We start from the raw sequence: 15,299 nt of genomic DNA on the forward strand, positions 1-15,299 counted from the left end.
GCAGAAAACTAAGTTTTTAAATTTAGATTAACAAATAAAATGTATCAGCTGTTTGCACATTTTGTTACGGATTAAAAATACAACACTATGAGTGGTATCTACTAAAAACAAGAGAAGAATTTATTTCCCATAGAGAACAATATCCAGACTTAAAATTAGAAAGAGAAAGTGGTATTAGAATTCTTCAATCACTGCAACGAAGAATTTATCTTCAACAAACAAAAAAAAACCGCCAAATAATTGGCGGTTTCCAAAATATGCTGAGGTAAAACTATCGCTGTGCAACGGCATCTACAACACAAAGCGCTGTCATATTTACAATTCTTCGAACCGTTGCCGACGATGTGAGTATATGCACTGGTTTTGCACAACCCAGTAAGATCGGTCCAATTGCGATGTTATTGCCAGCTGTTGTCTTCAATAAATTATATGCAATATTGGCAGCATCAATATTCGGCATAACCAATAAATTTGCATCACCTTTTAATGTCGACATGGGCATCATCTTTTGGCGATAATCAGAATCAAGCGCGGTATCACCATGCATTTCGCCATCAATCTCCAGATCAGGTGCATCTCGCTGAATAATCGCCAAGGCTGCGCGCATTTTCTTCGCGGATTCGCTATTGCTCGATCCAAAGTTGGAATGTGAGAGCAAAGCGGCTTTGGGTTGCAAACCAAAACGTCGCATTTCCTCTGCCGCCAAGATCGTAATTTCTGCAATTTGTTCAGCACTAGGATTCTCATTAATATGGGTGTCCACCAACACCAATTGACGATCAGGCAAAACTAGCCCATTCATCGCTGCATAGACATTGACACCCGCCCGCTTACCCAGCACTTGATTAATGTAAAATAAATGCAAGCTACCGATTCCAAATGTCCCGCAAATCATGCCATCCGCATCGCCTTTGTGCACCATCATTGCCCCAATCAAAGTGTGACGACGGCGCATTTCTAACTTCGCATATTGCTCTGTAATACCTTGTCGACACGTCATTTGGTGATAAGTTTGCCAATAATCACGATAACGAACATCCATTTCCGGATTAATTGCCTCAAAATCTATCCCTGGGCGCAAACGCAAACCAAACTTCTCTATCCTTTTTTCCAGTATATGCGGCCGACCTACCAAAATTGGCTTTGCTAATTTTTCGTCAACAACGACTTGTACTGCACGTAACACACGTTCCTCTTCACCCTCGGCATAAACGATACGCTTACGGGCATCTGGCGCTTTCTTTGCTATTTGGAAAAGCGGCTTCATGAAAGTACCGCTGTGATAGACGAACTGCTGTAACTTATCACTATAAGCTTGCATGTCTTGGATAGGTCGGGCAGCCACGCCACACATTTCCGCAGCCTTTGCAACAGCAGGTGCAATTTTAATCATCAACCGCGGATCAAACGGCTTGGGGATAAGGTATTCAGGACCAAAAGATAAATTCGAAATGCCGTAAGCGGACGCCACCACATCGGACTGTTCCGCTTGCGCCAACTCGGCGATAGCGTGAACAACCGCAATTTCCATCTCGCGCGTTATGGTCGTCGCACCACAATCGAGCGCACCTCGGAAAATATACGGGAAGCACAGCACATTATTCACTTGATTTGGGAAGTCAGAACGGCCAGTGGCCATCACTGCGTCGTCTCGTACTGCTTTGACTTCTTCAGGCAAAATTTCAGGCGTAGGGTTAGCGAGTGCCAAAATCAAAGGCTTTTGCGCCATGACGCGGACCATTTCTTGCTTAAGGACTCCGCCAGCGGACAACCCTAAGAAAATATCTGCATCTACGATGACTTCTTTCAAACTCCTCGCCGTTGTATCTTGCGCAAATCGCTCTTTGTCTGGATCCATCAACTCAGTGCGTCCCTTGTAGACGACGCCTGCTAAGTCTGTAACAAAGATATTTTCGATTGGAAAACCAAGATCAACGATAAGATCAAGGCAAGCCAGCGCCGCGGCTCCCGCACCGGACACCACCAACTTACATGAGCGAATATCTTTTTCAACAACTTTGAGTCCATTTAGAATTGCAGCGCCAACGATGATGGCCGTACCATGTTGATCGTCGTGAAAAACGGGAATTTTCATCCTATCCCGCAATTTACGCTCGATATAAAAACACTCAGGCGCCTTTATATCCTCTAGATTAATACCGCCAAAAGTTGGTTCCAAAGAAGCAATGATGTCCACCAATTTGTCAGGATCTGCTTCATTAATTTCTATATCAAATACATCGATTCCAGCAAATTTCTTGAACAATACGCCCTTTCCTTCCATCACAGGCTTTGAAGCAAGGGGCCCGATATTGCCCAATCCAAGTACTGCAGTTCCATTTGTAATAACACCGACCAAATTTCCTCTCGCAGTATATTTAAATGCTGCCGCAGGATCGGCAACGATTTCTTCGCAAGGAGAGGCGACACCGGGGGAGTATGCAAGCGCCAGATCACGCTGATTTGTGAGTTGCTTAGTTGGAGTGACGCTAATCTTGCCTGGTGTTGGGAACTCATGGTATTCCAAGGCGGCTTGACGTAGTTGTTGACGTAATAATTCTTTTTGATCTGGCGAATCCATGCGTGTCGATTCCTTCAATAGCTAACAAAATGGGGTAGATGATTCTAGCAGACAGGCAACACTTGCTTCATACGTATTTTTACGTGTTCCATTACTTTTTTGCATAAGTAAGCAAAATAGGTCTCCAAAACATGCGGTAAATCCTTAGTGATTTGAACATGAACATCAGTTTATAAGCTGAATCCGCCATCTTTTCGATACCGATATGCCACATCTATTCGAAAAATAACCGATTATTCGAATTGAAAGCTAAGTGGAAATTGCCTACGACGACAATTTGCAGTATTTTTGCGAAGCAAATCCAGCTTAATAAAAACGTAATGGGTGAAATTCATCATTTAAAAACGCGGATCGTATTTCTAGAATACCTTCTTGGATTAAGCATTACACAGATGAATTGGCGGAACAAAAATAATAAAAAAATAAAAATAAGAGGGACAAAAAAAAGATGGCAAAACTATTTTCAGATGAGAAAAATCTCGATGCATTCATTGCAGCGAGCGCGGACGAAGCCCAAATTGCCAATATGTTACATAACTCAACTTGGCGTTTAGGGGAGGAAAAATCTTGGCATCTCGATCAAAACAGCGGGCAATTGCTGCTCACCTTTGATGATGGTACCTTTGCCTTGGCCCCTGCCCAAATCATTGGCACTTTTCACCATCAAAATGAAACTTTTATGTGGGGGTGGGATCACCCATCGGTCGTTCCAGCTTTACAGCGAAATGCAGCTGCGGTCAAAACATTTGGAAAGGAGCAGAGAGTCAAAGAACTCACCAAGAGCCAAGTGACATGCACAGAACAACGAGCTTGGGAGTTGACCGCGCTGGCAATGCGTCTCAGCCATGCAAAGGGAGCTTACCGAGTAGAAGTGAAGCCCGGGGTCAGCTTGTTTTTAAATTTCGGCGATGTTCAACTCGCCCAAGAGGCACTGAACGCAACAATTTCTTGACCGACACGTGATGGCATTCGATACAATGCCACATGCTCTCTGAATTTGACCTTATAAAGCGGTATTTTCATCGACAATACCCATCCGACCCTCGTTTTGCCTTAGGCAACGGTGATGATTGCGCCCTGATCGCGCCAACAAAAGGGACACAATTAGCCATCTCTAGCGATATGCTGGTTTCTGGGCGTCATTTTTTCGCCGACGCAGACCCTGCAATGCTGGGACATAAATGTCTTGCAGTGAACCTCTCCGATTTGGCAGCGATGGGTGCAAAGCCATTAGGATTTACTCTAGCAATCGCGCTCCCCGAAGCTGATGAATCATGGCTTGCCCCATTTTCTGAGGGGATGCTACGTCTTGCAGATCAATACCAATGCCGCCTCATTGGAGGAGATACAACGAAGGGACCATTGACGATATCCATCACAATATTTGGCGAAATACCGCCAACAACAGCAATGCGGCGCGATGCCGCCAAGGTTGATGATGATATTTGGATCTCAGGCACACTAGGCGATGCTAGACTCGCCTTAGCAGCCTACTGGAATGAACTGGCACTGAGCGATTCGGCACATTTAGCGGCAGCTAGACGGATGCACATGCCGGCACCAAGAATCGAACTGGGTATGGCTTTACGCGGAATTGCGCATGCTGCCTTAGATATTTCGGATGGTTTAGTCGGCGACCTTAACCATATTCTCACAAGCTCGCAAGTGGGTGCGAGTTTGGACGTAGATACCCTACCCGCTGGACCCATATTAACCCAGCAGACGCAAGAAATCCAAAGACAATTCTGCTTAGCTGGTGGCGACGACTACGAATTATGTTTTACAGCACCGCCTGAACTGCGCGAAGCGGTATTGGAGGCGGGCAGACGTTCCCAAACACCCGTTACTCGGGTCGGTAAAATTCTCGCGAGCCGAGGCCTTCAAATATTCGATCGTGCGGGTAATCCACTCGACCTGAGACCATCTAGTTTTGATCACTTCACATCGGCATAAATCATATGGAAGTTACTTCACACTCCGATCCACTTCACACCATTCCGATCAAAAATCCCACATCGGGATTTATGTTAAGGCATCCTGCACACATTTTATCGCAAGGTTTTGGAAGTGGGCTCTCCCCTATCATGCCGGGCACTGTAGGGACTTTGTTTGCTTGGCTCAGCTTTACTGTTTTAACTCAAAGATGGCCAAGCATTTTCAATACTTTCACATGGTGTGGAATCATCGTGATCGGCTATTTTATCGGGGTTTGGGCGTGTGAGATCACAGGTAAACATATGGGAATTGCAGACCATGGAAGCATGGTTTGGGACGAAATCATTGCATTTTGGTTAGTCCTTCTATTTGTCACGCCGGCCTCATTCAAAATACAACTTTGTGCATTTATTCTTTTCCGCTTTTTTGATATGGTGAAGCCTCCGCCGATTGGCTATTTTGATGCGCAATTTAAAGGAGGCTTTGGCGTCATGTTGGATGACATCGTCGCAGCGTTTTTCACTTTATTATTTTTTTCGCTTTGGTACCGCTGGTGAGTGTATTCAGGAAGAATAACCCAACACCTTGCGCCACAGTTTCAAATGAAAAACTGCCCAACTGCAATAGCAGATGCTACAGTTATTACAAATTTCTACAACTTACATCAACCGAATGGTAGCAAAGGAGACCACCATGAACGATATGTTAGAACTGGCAGAAAAAGTTGGCGTAGCACTCAAGGCAAAAAAATTACTCCTTTCAGTGGCCGAATCTTGCACCGGCGGTGGCGTTTCGTGCGCATTGACAGAGATGCCTGGATCTTCGGAATGGTTCGACTGTGGATTTGTGTCGTATTCCAACTCTGCAAAGTCGGAAATGCTAAATATCCCCGCGTCTTTAATAGCACAGCATGGAGCCGTAAGTGAGGAAATCGCTGCGGCTATGGCGGAGGGTGCGTTAGCAAATTCAGAGGCACATGCGTCTCTTTCCACCACAGGAATCGCTGGGCCAGGTGGTGCTGTTCCTGGTAAGCCTGTTGGAACTGTTTGTTTTGGTTGGCGTGTCGGAGGTATCACTCACACAGAACGCAAAGTGTTTAGTGGTGATCGCCATGCTGTGCGCGAACAGACTGTTGCCCATGCATTGACTAAGTTATTGCGTTACGTGGATGAGATCTAAACACACAGACTAGTCGCATTCACAGAATAAAAAAGCGCGAGAAATCGATTCTCGCGCTTTTTAAATTTGTGGCCGCAATAAAGGCACTAACAAGCTATTACCGAAACCGATTAATCGCATCCCGCGTTTCCAAAGCAACCCGGCGTGCTGCTTGCGCATAGCTTTCATCCGCCACAGGCTTTGCATACAAAATCGCCCGTGAAGAATTAATCATCATGCCAGTACCGTTCGCCGTACGCCCCGCACGCACTGTGGATTCCACATCGCCACCCTGCGCACCAACACCCGGAATCAACAATGGCATGTCACCAATCAAAGCACGTACTTGCGCGATTTCATTCGGGAATGTAGCGCCAACCACAAGCGCACATTGACCATTGGTATTCCATTTATCCGCCACCAATTGCGCGACGTGTTGATATAGAGGTTTACCGCCCACATCCAAAAATTGCAGATCGGAGCCACCTGCATTCGAGGTACGACACAACACAATCGCACCGCGATCTTTCCATTCCAAATACGGCGCGACGGAATCAAAGCCCATGTAAGGATTGACCGTGACCGCATCGGCGTCATAGCGTTCAAACGCTTCACGCGCATATTGCTCTGCAGTCGCACCTATATCTCCGCGCTTCGCATCCAACACGATAGGAATTGCCGGATAAGTCGTTTTAATGTAACGGCAAATGGCTTCTAACTGATCTTCAGCGCGCAAGGCGGCAAAGTAAGCGATTTGCGGTTTAAAGCTACAAGTCAAGTTGGCAGTCGCATCGACAATCGCTTTACAAAAGGCGTAAATCGCATCTGGCTGTCCAGCTAACTCCGCAGGAAATCTATTCACGTCTGGATCTAAACCTACGCATAACAAAGAATTATTCGTAGTCCAAGCGCTGGAAAGTTTTTGCAAAAAAGTCACGGTATATCTCTATCGTTTGGAATGAAATCAAGTCGATGATCTCAATAAAAAAGGGACAAAACCCACTGTATCAGCAAGTTTTTATCCCTTCATTATAAACCATCGCTTTTTCTGCTTTGGATTGCCAGCCGAAATACGATTAAAAAGCTGCAATCCCCGTCTGCGCACGACCCAAAATCAGTGCATGAATATCGTGCGTTCCTTCATAGGTATTCACCACCTCTAAGTTCACTAAGTGACGCACGATGCCAAATTCGTCTGAAATGCCGTTACCACCCAGCATATCGCGCGCGGTTCTGGCGATATCGAGCGATTTTCCGCAAGAATTACGCTTCATAATAGACGTAATTTCTACCGCAGCCGTGCCCTCATCTTTCATGCGACCGAGGCGCAAACAGCCTTGCAATGCCAAGGTAATTTCGGTTTGCATGTCAGCCAGCTTCTTTTGCACTAACTGATTCGCCGCGAGAGGACGGCCAAATTGCATGCGATCCATCGTGTATTGCCGTGCTGTATGCCAACAAAATTCTGCTGCCCCCAATGCACCCCAAGCAATGCCATAACGCGCCGAGTTTAAACAGGTAAAGGGACCTTTTAAGCCTTCGACATGCGGCATCAAATTTTCTTCTGGGACGAACACTTCGTCCATCACGATTTCACCCGTGATCGAAGCGCGCAAACCCACTTTTCCATGGATTGCTGGCGCGGATAATCCTTCCCAACCGCGTTCCAAAATAAACCCACGGATACGACCATCATCGGTTTTCGCCCACACCACAAACACGTCTGCAATCGGACTATTTGTGATCCACATCTTAGAACCAGTGAGCAAATAACCACCATCCACCGTTTTTGCACGCGTGACCATGCTACCAGGATCAGAACCATGATTCGGCTCGGTCAAGCCAAAACAACCGATCCACTCGCCCGTCGCTAATTTAGGTAAATATTTGCGTTTTTGCGCTTCACTACCAAATTCATTGATAGGCACCATCACCAGCGAGGATTGCACACTCATCATCGAACGATAGCCAGAATCGATACGCTCGACTTCACGCGCGACCAAGCCATAACAAACATAATTCAAACCTGCTCCACCGTATTCTGTCGGAATCATGGAGCCCAACATCCCCAGTTCTCCCATCTCACGGAAAATTGCTGGATCGGTACGTTCATTTCGGAATGCATCCAAAATTCGCGGTGCGAGTTTTTCCTCGCAATACACACGTGCCGCTTCTTGCACCATGCGCTCGTCGTCGCTTAATTGGGAATTCAACAATAATGGGTCGTCCCATTGGAATGATGCTTTTGCCATCGTAGTCTCTCAAATTCTTGTGGTCGGTATTTGCGCGACGGCATGCAGGATTGCTGACAAGATCATCGCTGTTTTATTAGACCAACATGCTAACCGATTTATGCTTGGGAGGAAATTTGAACTGTGCCAATTTAACAATTAAAACTGACATAAATAGAAAAATCTGGTCCCTCCGACAAGAATCGAACTTGTATCCCACGCTTAGGAGGGAAAGATTACTTTAAAAATTTACCCATATTTATCAATCAGTTATAGACATTAAAATCAAGAAAACGCTAAAATGGGACAAATTTGGGACAAATTGATACTTAGCGACAACACGGGACAGCATGGGACTGCAAACAAAACCACTAGAAACAAGCATGAAGGTCGGCTCAGGCACCATCGTGAAACGAGCAAAGAAAAATGGCAGCTTCTCCTTTCAAGCCAAAGTTCGTAAAAATGGTGTCAACGTCTCGCAAACCTTTGCGACCCTGAAAGAAGCAAAAGAGTTCATCACCCTCACCGACTCTAAAATTCTGAAAGGTGAAAGTGTTTCGGCATTGAAGGCGAAGAAAATCACCTTGGGTGAAATTTTTCAGGACTACATTGAAGGCGGACCATCAATGCCTTTAATCAAGAAGCAGAGATTGGCAAAAATCACCCAAGAAATTGGCAATGTCCCATTAGCCAATTTCAAAACAAAAGGTTTTCAGGACTACATCAATTTCAAACTAGCGCAAGAAATCCCCGACCAGAAAACCAAGAAAAAAGAGACCAAAGGTTTTGATGGAAATCGTACGACAAACACAGACGGTGAAGTCGTGAAGAAGACCTACAAGTCATCTACCATTCGCAAGTTCTACTACGATATTAGAACCGCGTTGAAGTGGCACAGCAAAATCAATGACTACCACTTTGACTCTAAGCCTTTTGACGATGTAGACCCGCCACCAAGTTGGGAAAATCCACGAACCAGGCGACTGGAAGATGGGGAGCTAGACAGATTGGTTCAAGCCTGCGACCAGCTTTATGTGAATGCAGAAGCATCAAAATGCCTAATCCAATTCCTGACGTTTTCCGCATTCAGGATTGGCGAAACAATGCTTATTCGCTGGAAAGATATCAAGCTGAACGAGAAGAAGCCCGAAGAGTCGTATATTTTCATTCCGAAGGCACATCAAAAAACCGCCAACAAAAAAGGAGCGGAAGATCGTTACGCCTCGATGCGCCCAGAGCTATTTCATCTCATCAAAAATCAAATGATGAAATGGAAAAAATCAGACGAAGATCTTATTTTCCCATTCTGGGCAGGACCACATTATTTCTACACCCGCTTCCGCATCATCTGTAAAAATGCGAAATCAAAGAATTTAACCTTACATGATTTGAGGCACGAAGGCTGTTCGTGGTTCTTTGAAAATAGCACCTTATCCGACATTGAAATCTCAAAAATAACTGGGCATATTGAACTGGATACGTTGAAACGATATGCCAACCTTCGTCCGCATAAGGTCGGCGCGAAATTGTGGGCGTCGCTAGAAAAATAACTCTACAATTTGAAGGAGGCGCACCAATGCGCCCTCTTCGATCAAACCACCTTCATCATAAACTCGATGCATTCGTACATGTCCAGGTAGTGCCGTTAAAATCAAATTCGCACAAGTCACCACCAAGTTCACAGTCACGAGCATATTTTTCGTAATCAATGTATGCGCGCACTGATTCTGGTACATCGCTTAAATAGAATTCGTCAAACAGGGTCTCGGCTACATCCTTCAAATTACCCTCTGATAAATTCACGTCTTCCAGTTTATCCAAAGCATTTTCCAAGTTGTAGCCCAAAATACTGCACAGATAAAACAAGGCTGTCTTTTCTTGATCTCTCAAATCTAAAACATCTTCAAACCATGTGTGCAAATTGCCTTGGTTGATCCCACAAGCTGAAAATAGCTCGCAGTCGTCACCATCAATAAACTGGATTTCGAACTCTTCCACAGGATTGCCAAAAGTGTCCAGCAAACTTTCCGATTTCTCGGCGTATGCCTCCAAAGTGTCAAAGTAAAAACCAACTGCATCTAAGCTATAAGGCTGTGCGAATAATGTGCTCATGGTGTTCTCTGCTTTCGTATCGTTTTTAGGCTGGTTGAGCCTGAAGTTGATTGAAGACTTGCTCTGTTTTTGCAGACTTCACAACTCGTTTATCTGCATCATTTTTGAGTCGTTTCGCCTAAGCCACGAATGGCATGGCTGGACAAGAGGCAATGCAAGCAATTTGTCAAAATCGCAGTCGCAACGAAGTGAGAACCGATTGCAGAAAATCCCGAAGGGGAATGCTTGTTTTGATTCGCAGACATGCAAATCTTGGCGTTTTTAGCGAGACGGGGAAAAGGTGGTGCAGATAAATTGACGGGTAAATAACAGAGATGCTGTGGAAAATGATTTCGCAGTTATGCCGGGGGACGTTGCAGGGATTTAAAACGACTTGGACAGCATGGACAAACTGAATAATGGCTTAGATTTGCGTTTCGTCAGAAACCGCAGAACCGTGAAAACCTTGCTGCATAAGGCTCATTTTTCAAAACCTTTACTGGCATTAGATTTCAGCCGAGTAGAACCATGAAAACCTTATGCATCAATTGCTTTCAACAAAAAAATAGGTTCTGCGCGAATGATGGAAGCTAGGTACATATAAAAAGCGCAGTAGCCTTTCCTCTTTTTTCTCTATATGAATTATCGAGAGTGGAACCGCAGAACCCATAAGGAAAGCTATGCGGGATAAGGCTTACAATGTTCTGCTCAAATATTTTTCAGATCAGAACCGCGCAGAACTATTGCCAAACATAACAGGTTTGCTATTTCTAATTTTGAATGCCGAACAATCAACAACTAAGGGGGTGGTAAAGCAGGGATACTGGGGACGCCACTCACCATCAATTAATTTAGGAAATCGTCTTTACTGACTCTCGACGACTACCTGATTTGACATCTCAAAGTGAATAGTGTTGTAACACATTATTGAGTCTAATCTCGTATGCGGGGTTATTTCTGCAGTTATTTACAAGGTCAGCGTAGAAATTTTTTAGCCCATCAAGAAACGCAAGGTAAGTATCTTCAATATGCGCCGAAACATGAATTCCATTATCAATATCCTTTGTGGCAGCAACAAATGCCAGTGCCATTGGACTATTTTTAGGACCGGAAAAATACTGGATTTGCCTAGCATCTCCTTTTCTTGACAAGTCCGATTGTGAAGTAAAAGTGTGCAAAACAGCACATCGCGCTCCCCATAAATCAACGTCATTGAAATCCAAACCAGGATAGACGAGAATATATTTCTTAACCCAATTTTTAAAAGTATGACCAGAAGCACTCGTTATACTTGGCTCCGCGTCCAAGAGTCCCATTGAATCGATTGATGAATATATAAGCACTAAAAGATGCCCAAACAAATTGTTCTCGTACAGTAAACGAGTAGCATCAACGGTATTACTGATATATTTTCCAATAAGTACTTCTGTGCTTTTTGGCATGATTATTTCCATTGCAAAGGAAGCTTCACTTTTACTCTACAAAATCTCACCTAGAAATCTCTCCACCACTTTCCTATCCTTGGCATTCAGCTTGCCCATAGCCAGTGCGACCTTACCGAATAAATCCAGCAAGATAGTCTGCTGACCATCGCTTAAATTTTCCATGCGGTTCATTAGTGCCAATGCCCGGTCACTTACATCAGGTGTGCTGATTTTCAGCAAGTCGCTGATTTCACAGTCCAGTAATTTAGCGATTTGAGCTAGGCGTGCCAAGGTGGGTGCAATGTGACCAGTTTCAATTCTGCTAACAGTTTCTTTTTCGATTTCCATCCTTTCTGCTAACTCAGCCTGCGTGAATTTCATCGCTTTCCTTCTAGTTGCAATAATTTGACCGACTTCACGAGCCAATTGTTTTTCTGGGCTAATTTCTTCTTGTGGCATGACACACCCCGTCATAGTAGAGCATGAAGTGTGATCTTTTTACGTCAACCTTGGAATGACTCAATGCGTCATTATAAAATGACATATTCAATCATTTTTAATTGATTTTTTAGGTCTACCACTTAACGATAGAACTTTGCTACCAAATCAAGCGCGAGGAAAATATGGCTAAAAATTTTAGAAAAATTAGCGGTGTTATCACAATGCTGGGGAATGCAATCGCAACCAATCTGGCAAAAAACTACACCGTAATTGAGATTAAAGAAAAAAGCGGTCGTACAACAGTCATTCAGAACGTTGCCATCAGATCTACTCTTGATAACTACTTAAATGTTGGCGATGAAGTGGAACTGTATTTGGTGAAGTTTTACGATAAAGCAAGTTATCCATTGTATATCTATGGAATAAAAGCCGAAGGCAGGACACCAATTGGTTTTATTCCATCTGCATTCTCAAAACAAAAAAATGGCTTGATCATCATAGGAATAATCATGCTCGGTTTTATGTTGACTATGCCAGTCAGCCTGTATCTGTTTTGGCTTGCGTCAAAAAAATCAAAATTGATTCAGCAAATGAAAGCAGAAGTTGGTCATTAAAAATTTTGGTGTCATGAAGAAGTATGTCTGTGGCAAAGGCGGACACTCCCAAACTTTCTATGTTCATGCAAAACTAGAATTTGGTATTCGCAAGGACGGCGAGTTCAAGACGTTTTTCTTCCTCGACTCTGATCAGTTGAAGCGCTCAAAGAGCTAATACAAATCACCACTCCGATTTTCAAAGATTAATTTAAACCCAAGGATCACAACATGAAATTCAGCTTCATGGCAGCAACTCTATTTGCTGTCGCATTATCAGCATGCGGCGGTGGTAATTCAGGCAGCGGTAATGGCAATAATCAGCCTACCGTCACCACCGCAAGTGATACCGAGATTATTGCCAATCTCAAATTCAGCAATATTGATTTCTTCTCGAACTTTATTTCACTGCAAAAACCACCAGGAACTTGGAGGTGGCTATCAACACCAAACCGACATGTTCTCGTCTATATTCCAGCACCGACGAATGGGAATACGACAGAACAGGACTATGCGAACAAGGTGAACAATGCCATATTACAAATCAACACGAAGTTGAGGAACGTCTTGGTTTTAGAACCAGTTTCAGTGAAGCCAGCTAATGAAAATTTCATTCAGATCAGCTATGGCACATCTTATGTCCCGCTGGGATCGACCAATTATCAAGGCTACTGCGCGAATGTTTCAGAAGGTCCCGGTATCGGAAATATGATCCAACCCAACAGCGAGTATGGAATTGCATCAAATCCTGTCTTCGTCAATCTTGGAAATGGCCACTGCGACGTGACACAAGACATTGTGACTCACGAGTTTGGGCATGCATTGGGGCTTGCTAATCACTTCAAGGGGTTTGGAACTGGCGATGCAATTTCACCTGCATTTTGGGACGTGCTGGCGACCTTGTATGGCAATCCGCAATCAACAATCGCACAAAATCTGATTGTTCGTCGGGCAGCGAATTAACTGAATGAAGACATTTTTCCAAAGTGCAATTCAATTGAGTCAGTTATTTCGACAAATTAAATATGTTCGGCAAAGTTTTTCGAAAATTTCCTTCGCCATCTGACGCTTGAAAAAATCCTCTTCTCTCATTTTGATCGACAAGGCTTATAGAGATCATATGGGTTTGGCTTGACGGAACAACATCGGAGAAGAGCGCAAGTGGGGAGTCAGTAATATCAAGGGATACAATCAACCCTGAAAAATCGAGATGAAAACATTCAGCAAGAACTTTTACATCACGCGAGGGAAATTTTTTCTTAAATTTATCATTGTAATGAGGTTGAAAATATCGAATCAACGCGGCTTCTACCAAAGAAATCTGCTGACCTTTTTTAAGTGGATTTTCTAGAATGCTCTTAAAACGACGATCATCACGTTCATCCGATATTGCTTCTTTATCCCTTCCATCCATACTTGTCATAAACCCATAAGGCTCATATCGAACAGTCACCAAAATAATCTCGCTGTCTGGTGACGAATAGCAAGTATCAGCCAAAATCTTCTGGAAAGTTGAGTGACTTCGTAGTCGCTCAATTGCCGTACGTTTACCGCTTCCAAACGACTGACCGATATACAGAACTTTAAGATCAGATAGGTCTGCTATCGATCCATCCCACGCAAGTTTATGCGCTAAGAAGTTAGCAGGTAGCCTGCGCACTTGATTACCTTGCTCATCAAATGTTTGCACTTCGCGATGAGGATAATTGGAGAGCCTAACTTCAATAACTCCATCCAATAGCGGAAACTCCTGTTTGAAGGGAATCTTCTCTTCTTTCTCATTTTTTGTGTAGAGCAAATTTCCAATGAGATGACCATCTAAGTATTCAAAACTACTTTTCTCAAATGATAGTGATGGACGTTGGCAAATTAGGTAGATATGAGAATCTTTGGATATTTGACTTTCCTCCTCACTCATCATTCCGTCCGACAGAAGTTGGTCTGCCGAAATAAATAATGCAGCAGAGCTATGAAACGTAACTACGTGTTCTGACACATACTTATCTTTCTTCTTTAGTTTATTCATTTTAATGTCATCATCTACAAACTGGATAAAGGCAAATCGATCAACACAAACAAATCAATATTGTTCGTATTCAATACCCCCAACTCTCATGCCGCACAGGCAAACGATTAAGTTCATCCTTGTGAAACCGCCACTTTGGCATAAACTTGTCCATCAGTGCCACAAATCGGTCGTTGTGGCTAGGCTCCAGCAAATGGGTCATCTCATGCACGACGATATATTCCAGGCATTCAGGTGGCTTCTTTGCCAGTTCCAAATTAAGCCAGAGTCGTTTGGCATTCGGGTTGCATGTGCCCCATTTGGTTTTCATTTTTTTGATACCAAATTCCGCGACTTCTACCTTCATCATTTTTTGATATTTGGCGATGATACTTGGCACGGCTAGTTTCAATTGTTGCCGATACCATTCACTGACAACTGTCGCTCGTGATTCCATACTGGCATCGGGGCGTATATGCAACTCCATGGTTTTGTGTTTGAGTTGAACATGTGCAGCACCTTGCGAGGGTGCGAGAGGCACTACTCTTAGCAGGTATCGTTCACCATTGAAGTAATGGCTTTCACGATTAATAAATTCTCTTGGTGCTTCGCGTTCTTGCTGCCTGAGTTTGGCTTGTTGGCGTTTAATCCACCCCAGTTTAGAAATCACAAACACACGTATCGTATCTTTCGCCATCCCCAACGGCGCAGACACACTCACCCGTCCTTCTGGCGGGTGTACGCTCAAATGCACGTTCTTAATATCTTTCATGCTCACGGCAACGGGAATATTGCCCAGCTTGAATTGATGTGTGGCTGTTCTCATGCTTACTTATTTTT

15 protein-coding genes are annotated in these 15,299 nt (G+C 44.0%); 7 read left to right on the plus strand and 8 right to left on the minus strand.

Annotation, left to right across the window (positions count from 1 at the left end; all coding sequences use genetic code 11):
• Window positions 1-271: 271 nt before the first annotated feature.
• Complete coding sequence (locus KDM90_RS03895) at window positions 272-2,581, minus strand: NADP-dependent malic enzyme (RefSeq protein ID WP_212674234.1); 2,310 nt, start codon at window positions 2,579-2,581, stop codon at window positions 272-274.
• Window positions 2,582-3,029: 448 nt separating this feature from the next.
• On the opposite strand from KDM90_RS03895, the gene KDM90_RS03900 reads away from it, so the two are divergent.
• The 4 genes from KDM90_RS03900 (at window position 3,030) to KDM90_RS03915 (ending at window position 5,695) form a co-directional block, all read left to right on the plus strand.
• Complete coding sequence (locus KDM90_RS03900) at window positions 3,030-3,533, plus strand: DUF6882 domain-containing protein (RefSeq protein WP_212674235.1); 504 nt, start codon at window positions 3,030-3,032, stop codon at window positions 3,531-3,533.
• Between the two features lie 32 nt (window positions 3,534-3,565).
• On the plus strand, window positions 3,566-4,534 hold the full coding sequence (gene thiL / locus KDM90_RS03905; protein ID WP_212674236.1) for a thiamine-phosphate kinase: 969 nt from the start codon (window positions 3,566-3,568) through the stop codon (window positions 4,532-4,534).
• A gap of 5 nt (window positions 4,535-4,539) precedes the next feature.
• The gene (locus KDM90_RS03910; RefSeq protein ID WP_230409580.1) at window positions 4,540-5,073 is read left to right on the plus strand and encodes a phosphatidylglycerophosphatase A family protein; all 534 of its coding nucleotides are present in this window, start codon (window positions 4,540-4,542) and stop codon (window positions 5,071-5,073) included.
• Between the two features lie 136 nt (window positions 5,074-5,209).
• Entirely contained in the window at window positions 5,210-5,695 is a 486-nt protein-coding gene (locus KDM90_RS03915; protein WP_212674237.1) for a CinA family protein, read from the plus strand.
• Between the two features lie 97 nt (window positions 5,696-5,792).
• Here KDM90_RS03915 and pyrF read toward each other — a convergent pair whose 3' ends face one another.
• Window positions 5,793-6,611 (minus strand): orotidine-5'-phosphate decarboxylase, encoded by an 819-nt coding sequence (pyrF, locus tag KDM90_RS03920; RefSeq protein WP_212674238.1) that lies wholly within the window; start codon window positions 6,609-6,611, stop codon window positions 5,793-5,795.
• Window positions 6,612-6,750: 139 nt separating this feature from the next.
• Entirely contained in the window at window positions 6,751-7,926 is a 1,176-nt protein-coding gene (locus KDM90_RS03925) for an acyl-CoA dehydrogenase (RefSeq protein ID WP_212674239.1), read from the minus strand.
• A gap of 329 nt (window positions 7,927-8,255) precedes the next feature.
• Between KDM90_RS03925 and KDM90_RS03930 the strand changes: the two genes are divergently transcribed.
• A complete protein-coding gene (locus tag KDM90_RS03930; protein ID WP_212674240.1) occupies window positions 8,256-9,455 on the plus strand; it encodes a site-specific integrase in 1,200 nt (399 codons plus the stop codon).
• A gap of 55 nt (window positions 9,456-9,510) precedes the next feature.
• Here KDM90_RS03930 and KDM90_RS03935 read toward each other — a convergent pair whose 3' ends face one another.
• The 3 genes from KDM90_RS03935 to KDM90_RS03945 all read right to left on the minus strand — a co-directional run bounded on the left by KDM90_RS03935 (window position 9,511) and on the right by KDM90_RS03945 (window position 11,879).
• A complete protein-coding gene (locus tag KDM90_RS03935; protein ID WP_212674241.1) occupies window positions 9,511-10,017 on the minus strand; it encodes an antirestriction protein ArdA in 507 nt (168 codons plus the stop codon).
• 878 nt (window positions 10,018-10,895) lie between these two features.
• Window positions 10,896-11,438, minus strand: a complete 543-nt coding sequence (locus KDM90_RS03940) for a hypothetical protein (RefSeq protein ID WP_212674242.1) — start codon at window positions 11,436-11,438, stop codon at window positions 10,896-10,898.
• 36 nt (window positions 11,439-11,474) lie between these two features.
• A complete protein-coding gene (locus KDM90_RS03945) occupies window positions 11,475-11,879 on the minus strand; it encodes a helix-turn-helix domain-containing protein (RefSeq protein WP_212674243.1) in 405 nt (134 codons plus the stop codon).
• A 164-nt stretch (window positions 11,880-12,043) separates the two neighbouring features.
• On the opposite strand from KDM90_RS03945, the gene KDM90_RS03950 reads away from it, so the two are divergent.
• Complete coding sequence (locus KDM90_RS03950; protein ID WP_212674244.1) at window positions 12,044-12,475, plus strand: hypothetical protein; 432 nt, start codon at window positions 12,044-12,046, stop codon at window positions 12,473-12,475.
• Between the two features lie 210 nt (window positions 12,476-12,685).
• Window positions 12,686-13,417: a zinc metalloprotease gene (locus KDM90_RS03955; RefSeq protein WP_212674245.1), complete on the plus strand. Its 732-nt coding sequence runs from the start codon at window positions 12,686-12,688 to the stop codon at window positions 13,415-13,417.
• A 43-nt stretch (window positions 13,418-13,460) separates the two neighbouring features.
• On the opposite strand, the gene KDM90_RS03960 is transcribed toward KDM90_RS03955, so the two are convergent.
• Together KDM90_RS03960 and KDM90_RS03965 are read right to left on the minus strand one after the other, a co-directional pair.
• Entirely contained in the window at window positions 13,461-14,480 is a 1,020-nt protein-coding gene (locus tag KDM90_RS03960) for a hypothetical protein (RefSeq protein WP_212674246.1), read from the minus strand.
• A gap of 70 nt (window positions 14,481-14,550) precedes the next feature.
• On the minus strand, window positions 14,551-15,285 hold the full coding sequence (locus KDM90_RS03965; protein WP_212674247.1) for a M48 family metallopeptidase: 735 nt from the start codon (window positions 15,283-15,285) through the stop codon (window positions 14,551-14,553).
• Window positions 15,286-15,299: the final 14 nt, after the last annotated feature.

The organism is Affinundibacterium fentianense, from assembly GCF_018139545.1.
Taxonomy (GTDB): Bacteria; Pseudomonadota; Gammaproteobacteria; order Burkholderiales; family Burkholderiaceae_D; genus Undibacterium; species Undibacterium fentianense.

Excerpts from the sequence above, each read along its gene's own strand:
- KDM90_RS03895 (WP_212674234.1), bottom strand. The coding sequence starts at position 2,581 with ATGGATTCGCCAGATCAAAAAGAATTATTACGTCAACAACTACGTCAA.
- KDM90_RS03900 (WP_212674235.1), top strand. The coding sequence starts at position 3,030 with ATGGCAAAACTATTTTCAGATGAGAAAAATCTCGATGCATTCATTGCA.
- thiL (WP_212674236.1), top strand. The coding sequence starts at position 3,566 with ATGCTCTCTGAATTTGACCTTATAAAGCGGTATTTTCATCGACAATAC.
- KDM90_RS03910 (WP_230409580.1), top strand. The coding sequence starts at position 4,540 with ATGGAAGTTACTTCACACTCCGATCCACTTCACACCATTCCGATCAAA.
- KDM90_RS03915 (WP_212674237.1), top strand. The coding sequence starts at position 5,210 with ATGAACGATATGTTAGAACTGGCAGAAAAAGTTGGCGTAGCACTCAAG.
- KDM90_RS03925 (WP_212674239.1), bottom strand. The coding sequence starts at position 7,926 with ATGGCAAAAGCATCATTCCAATGGGACGACCCATTATTGTTGAATTCC.
- KDM90_RS03930 (WP_212674240.1), top strand. The coding sequence starts at position 8,256 with ATGGGACTGCAAACAAAACCACTAGAAACAAGCATGAAGGTCGGCTCA.
- KDM90_RS03935 (WP_212674241.1), bottom strand. The coding sequence starts at position 10,017 with ATGAGCACATTATTCGCACAGCCTTATAGCTTAGATGCAGTTGGTTTT.
- KDM90_RS03940 (WP_212674242.1), bottom strand. The coding sequence starts at position 11,438 with ATGCCAAAAAGCACAGAAGTACTTATTGGAAAATATATCAGTAATACC.
- KDM90_RS03945 (WP_212674243.1), bottom strand. The coding sequence starts at position 11,879 with ATGCCACAAGAAGAAATTAGCCCAGAAAAACAATTGGCTCGTGAAGTC.
- KDM90_RS03950 (WP_212674244.1), top strand. The coding sequence starts at position 12,044 with ATGGCTAAAAATTTTAGAAAAATTAGCGGTGTTATCACAATGCTGGGG.
- KDM90_RS03955 (WP_212674245.1), top strand. The coding sequence starts at position 12,686 with ATGAAATTCAGCTTCATGGCAGCAACTCTATTTGCTGTCGCATTATCA.
- KDM90_RS03960 (WP_212674246.1), bottom strand. The coding sequence starts at position 14,480 with ATGAATAAACTAAAGAAGAAAGATAAGTATGTGTCAGAACACGTAGTT.
- KDM90_RS03965 (WP_212674247.1), bottom strand. The coding sequence starts at position 15,285 with ATGAGAACAGCCACACATCAATTCAAGCTGGGCAATATTCCCGTTGCC.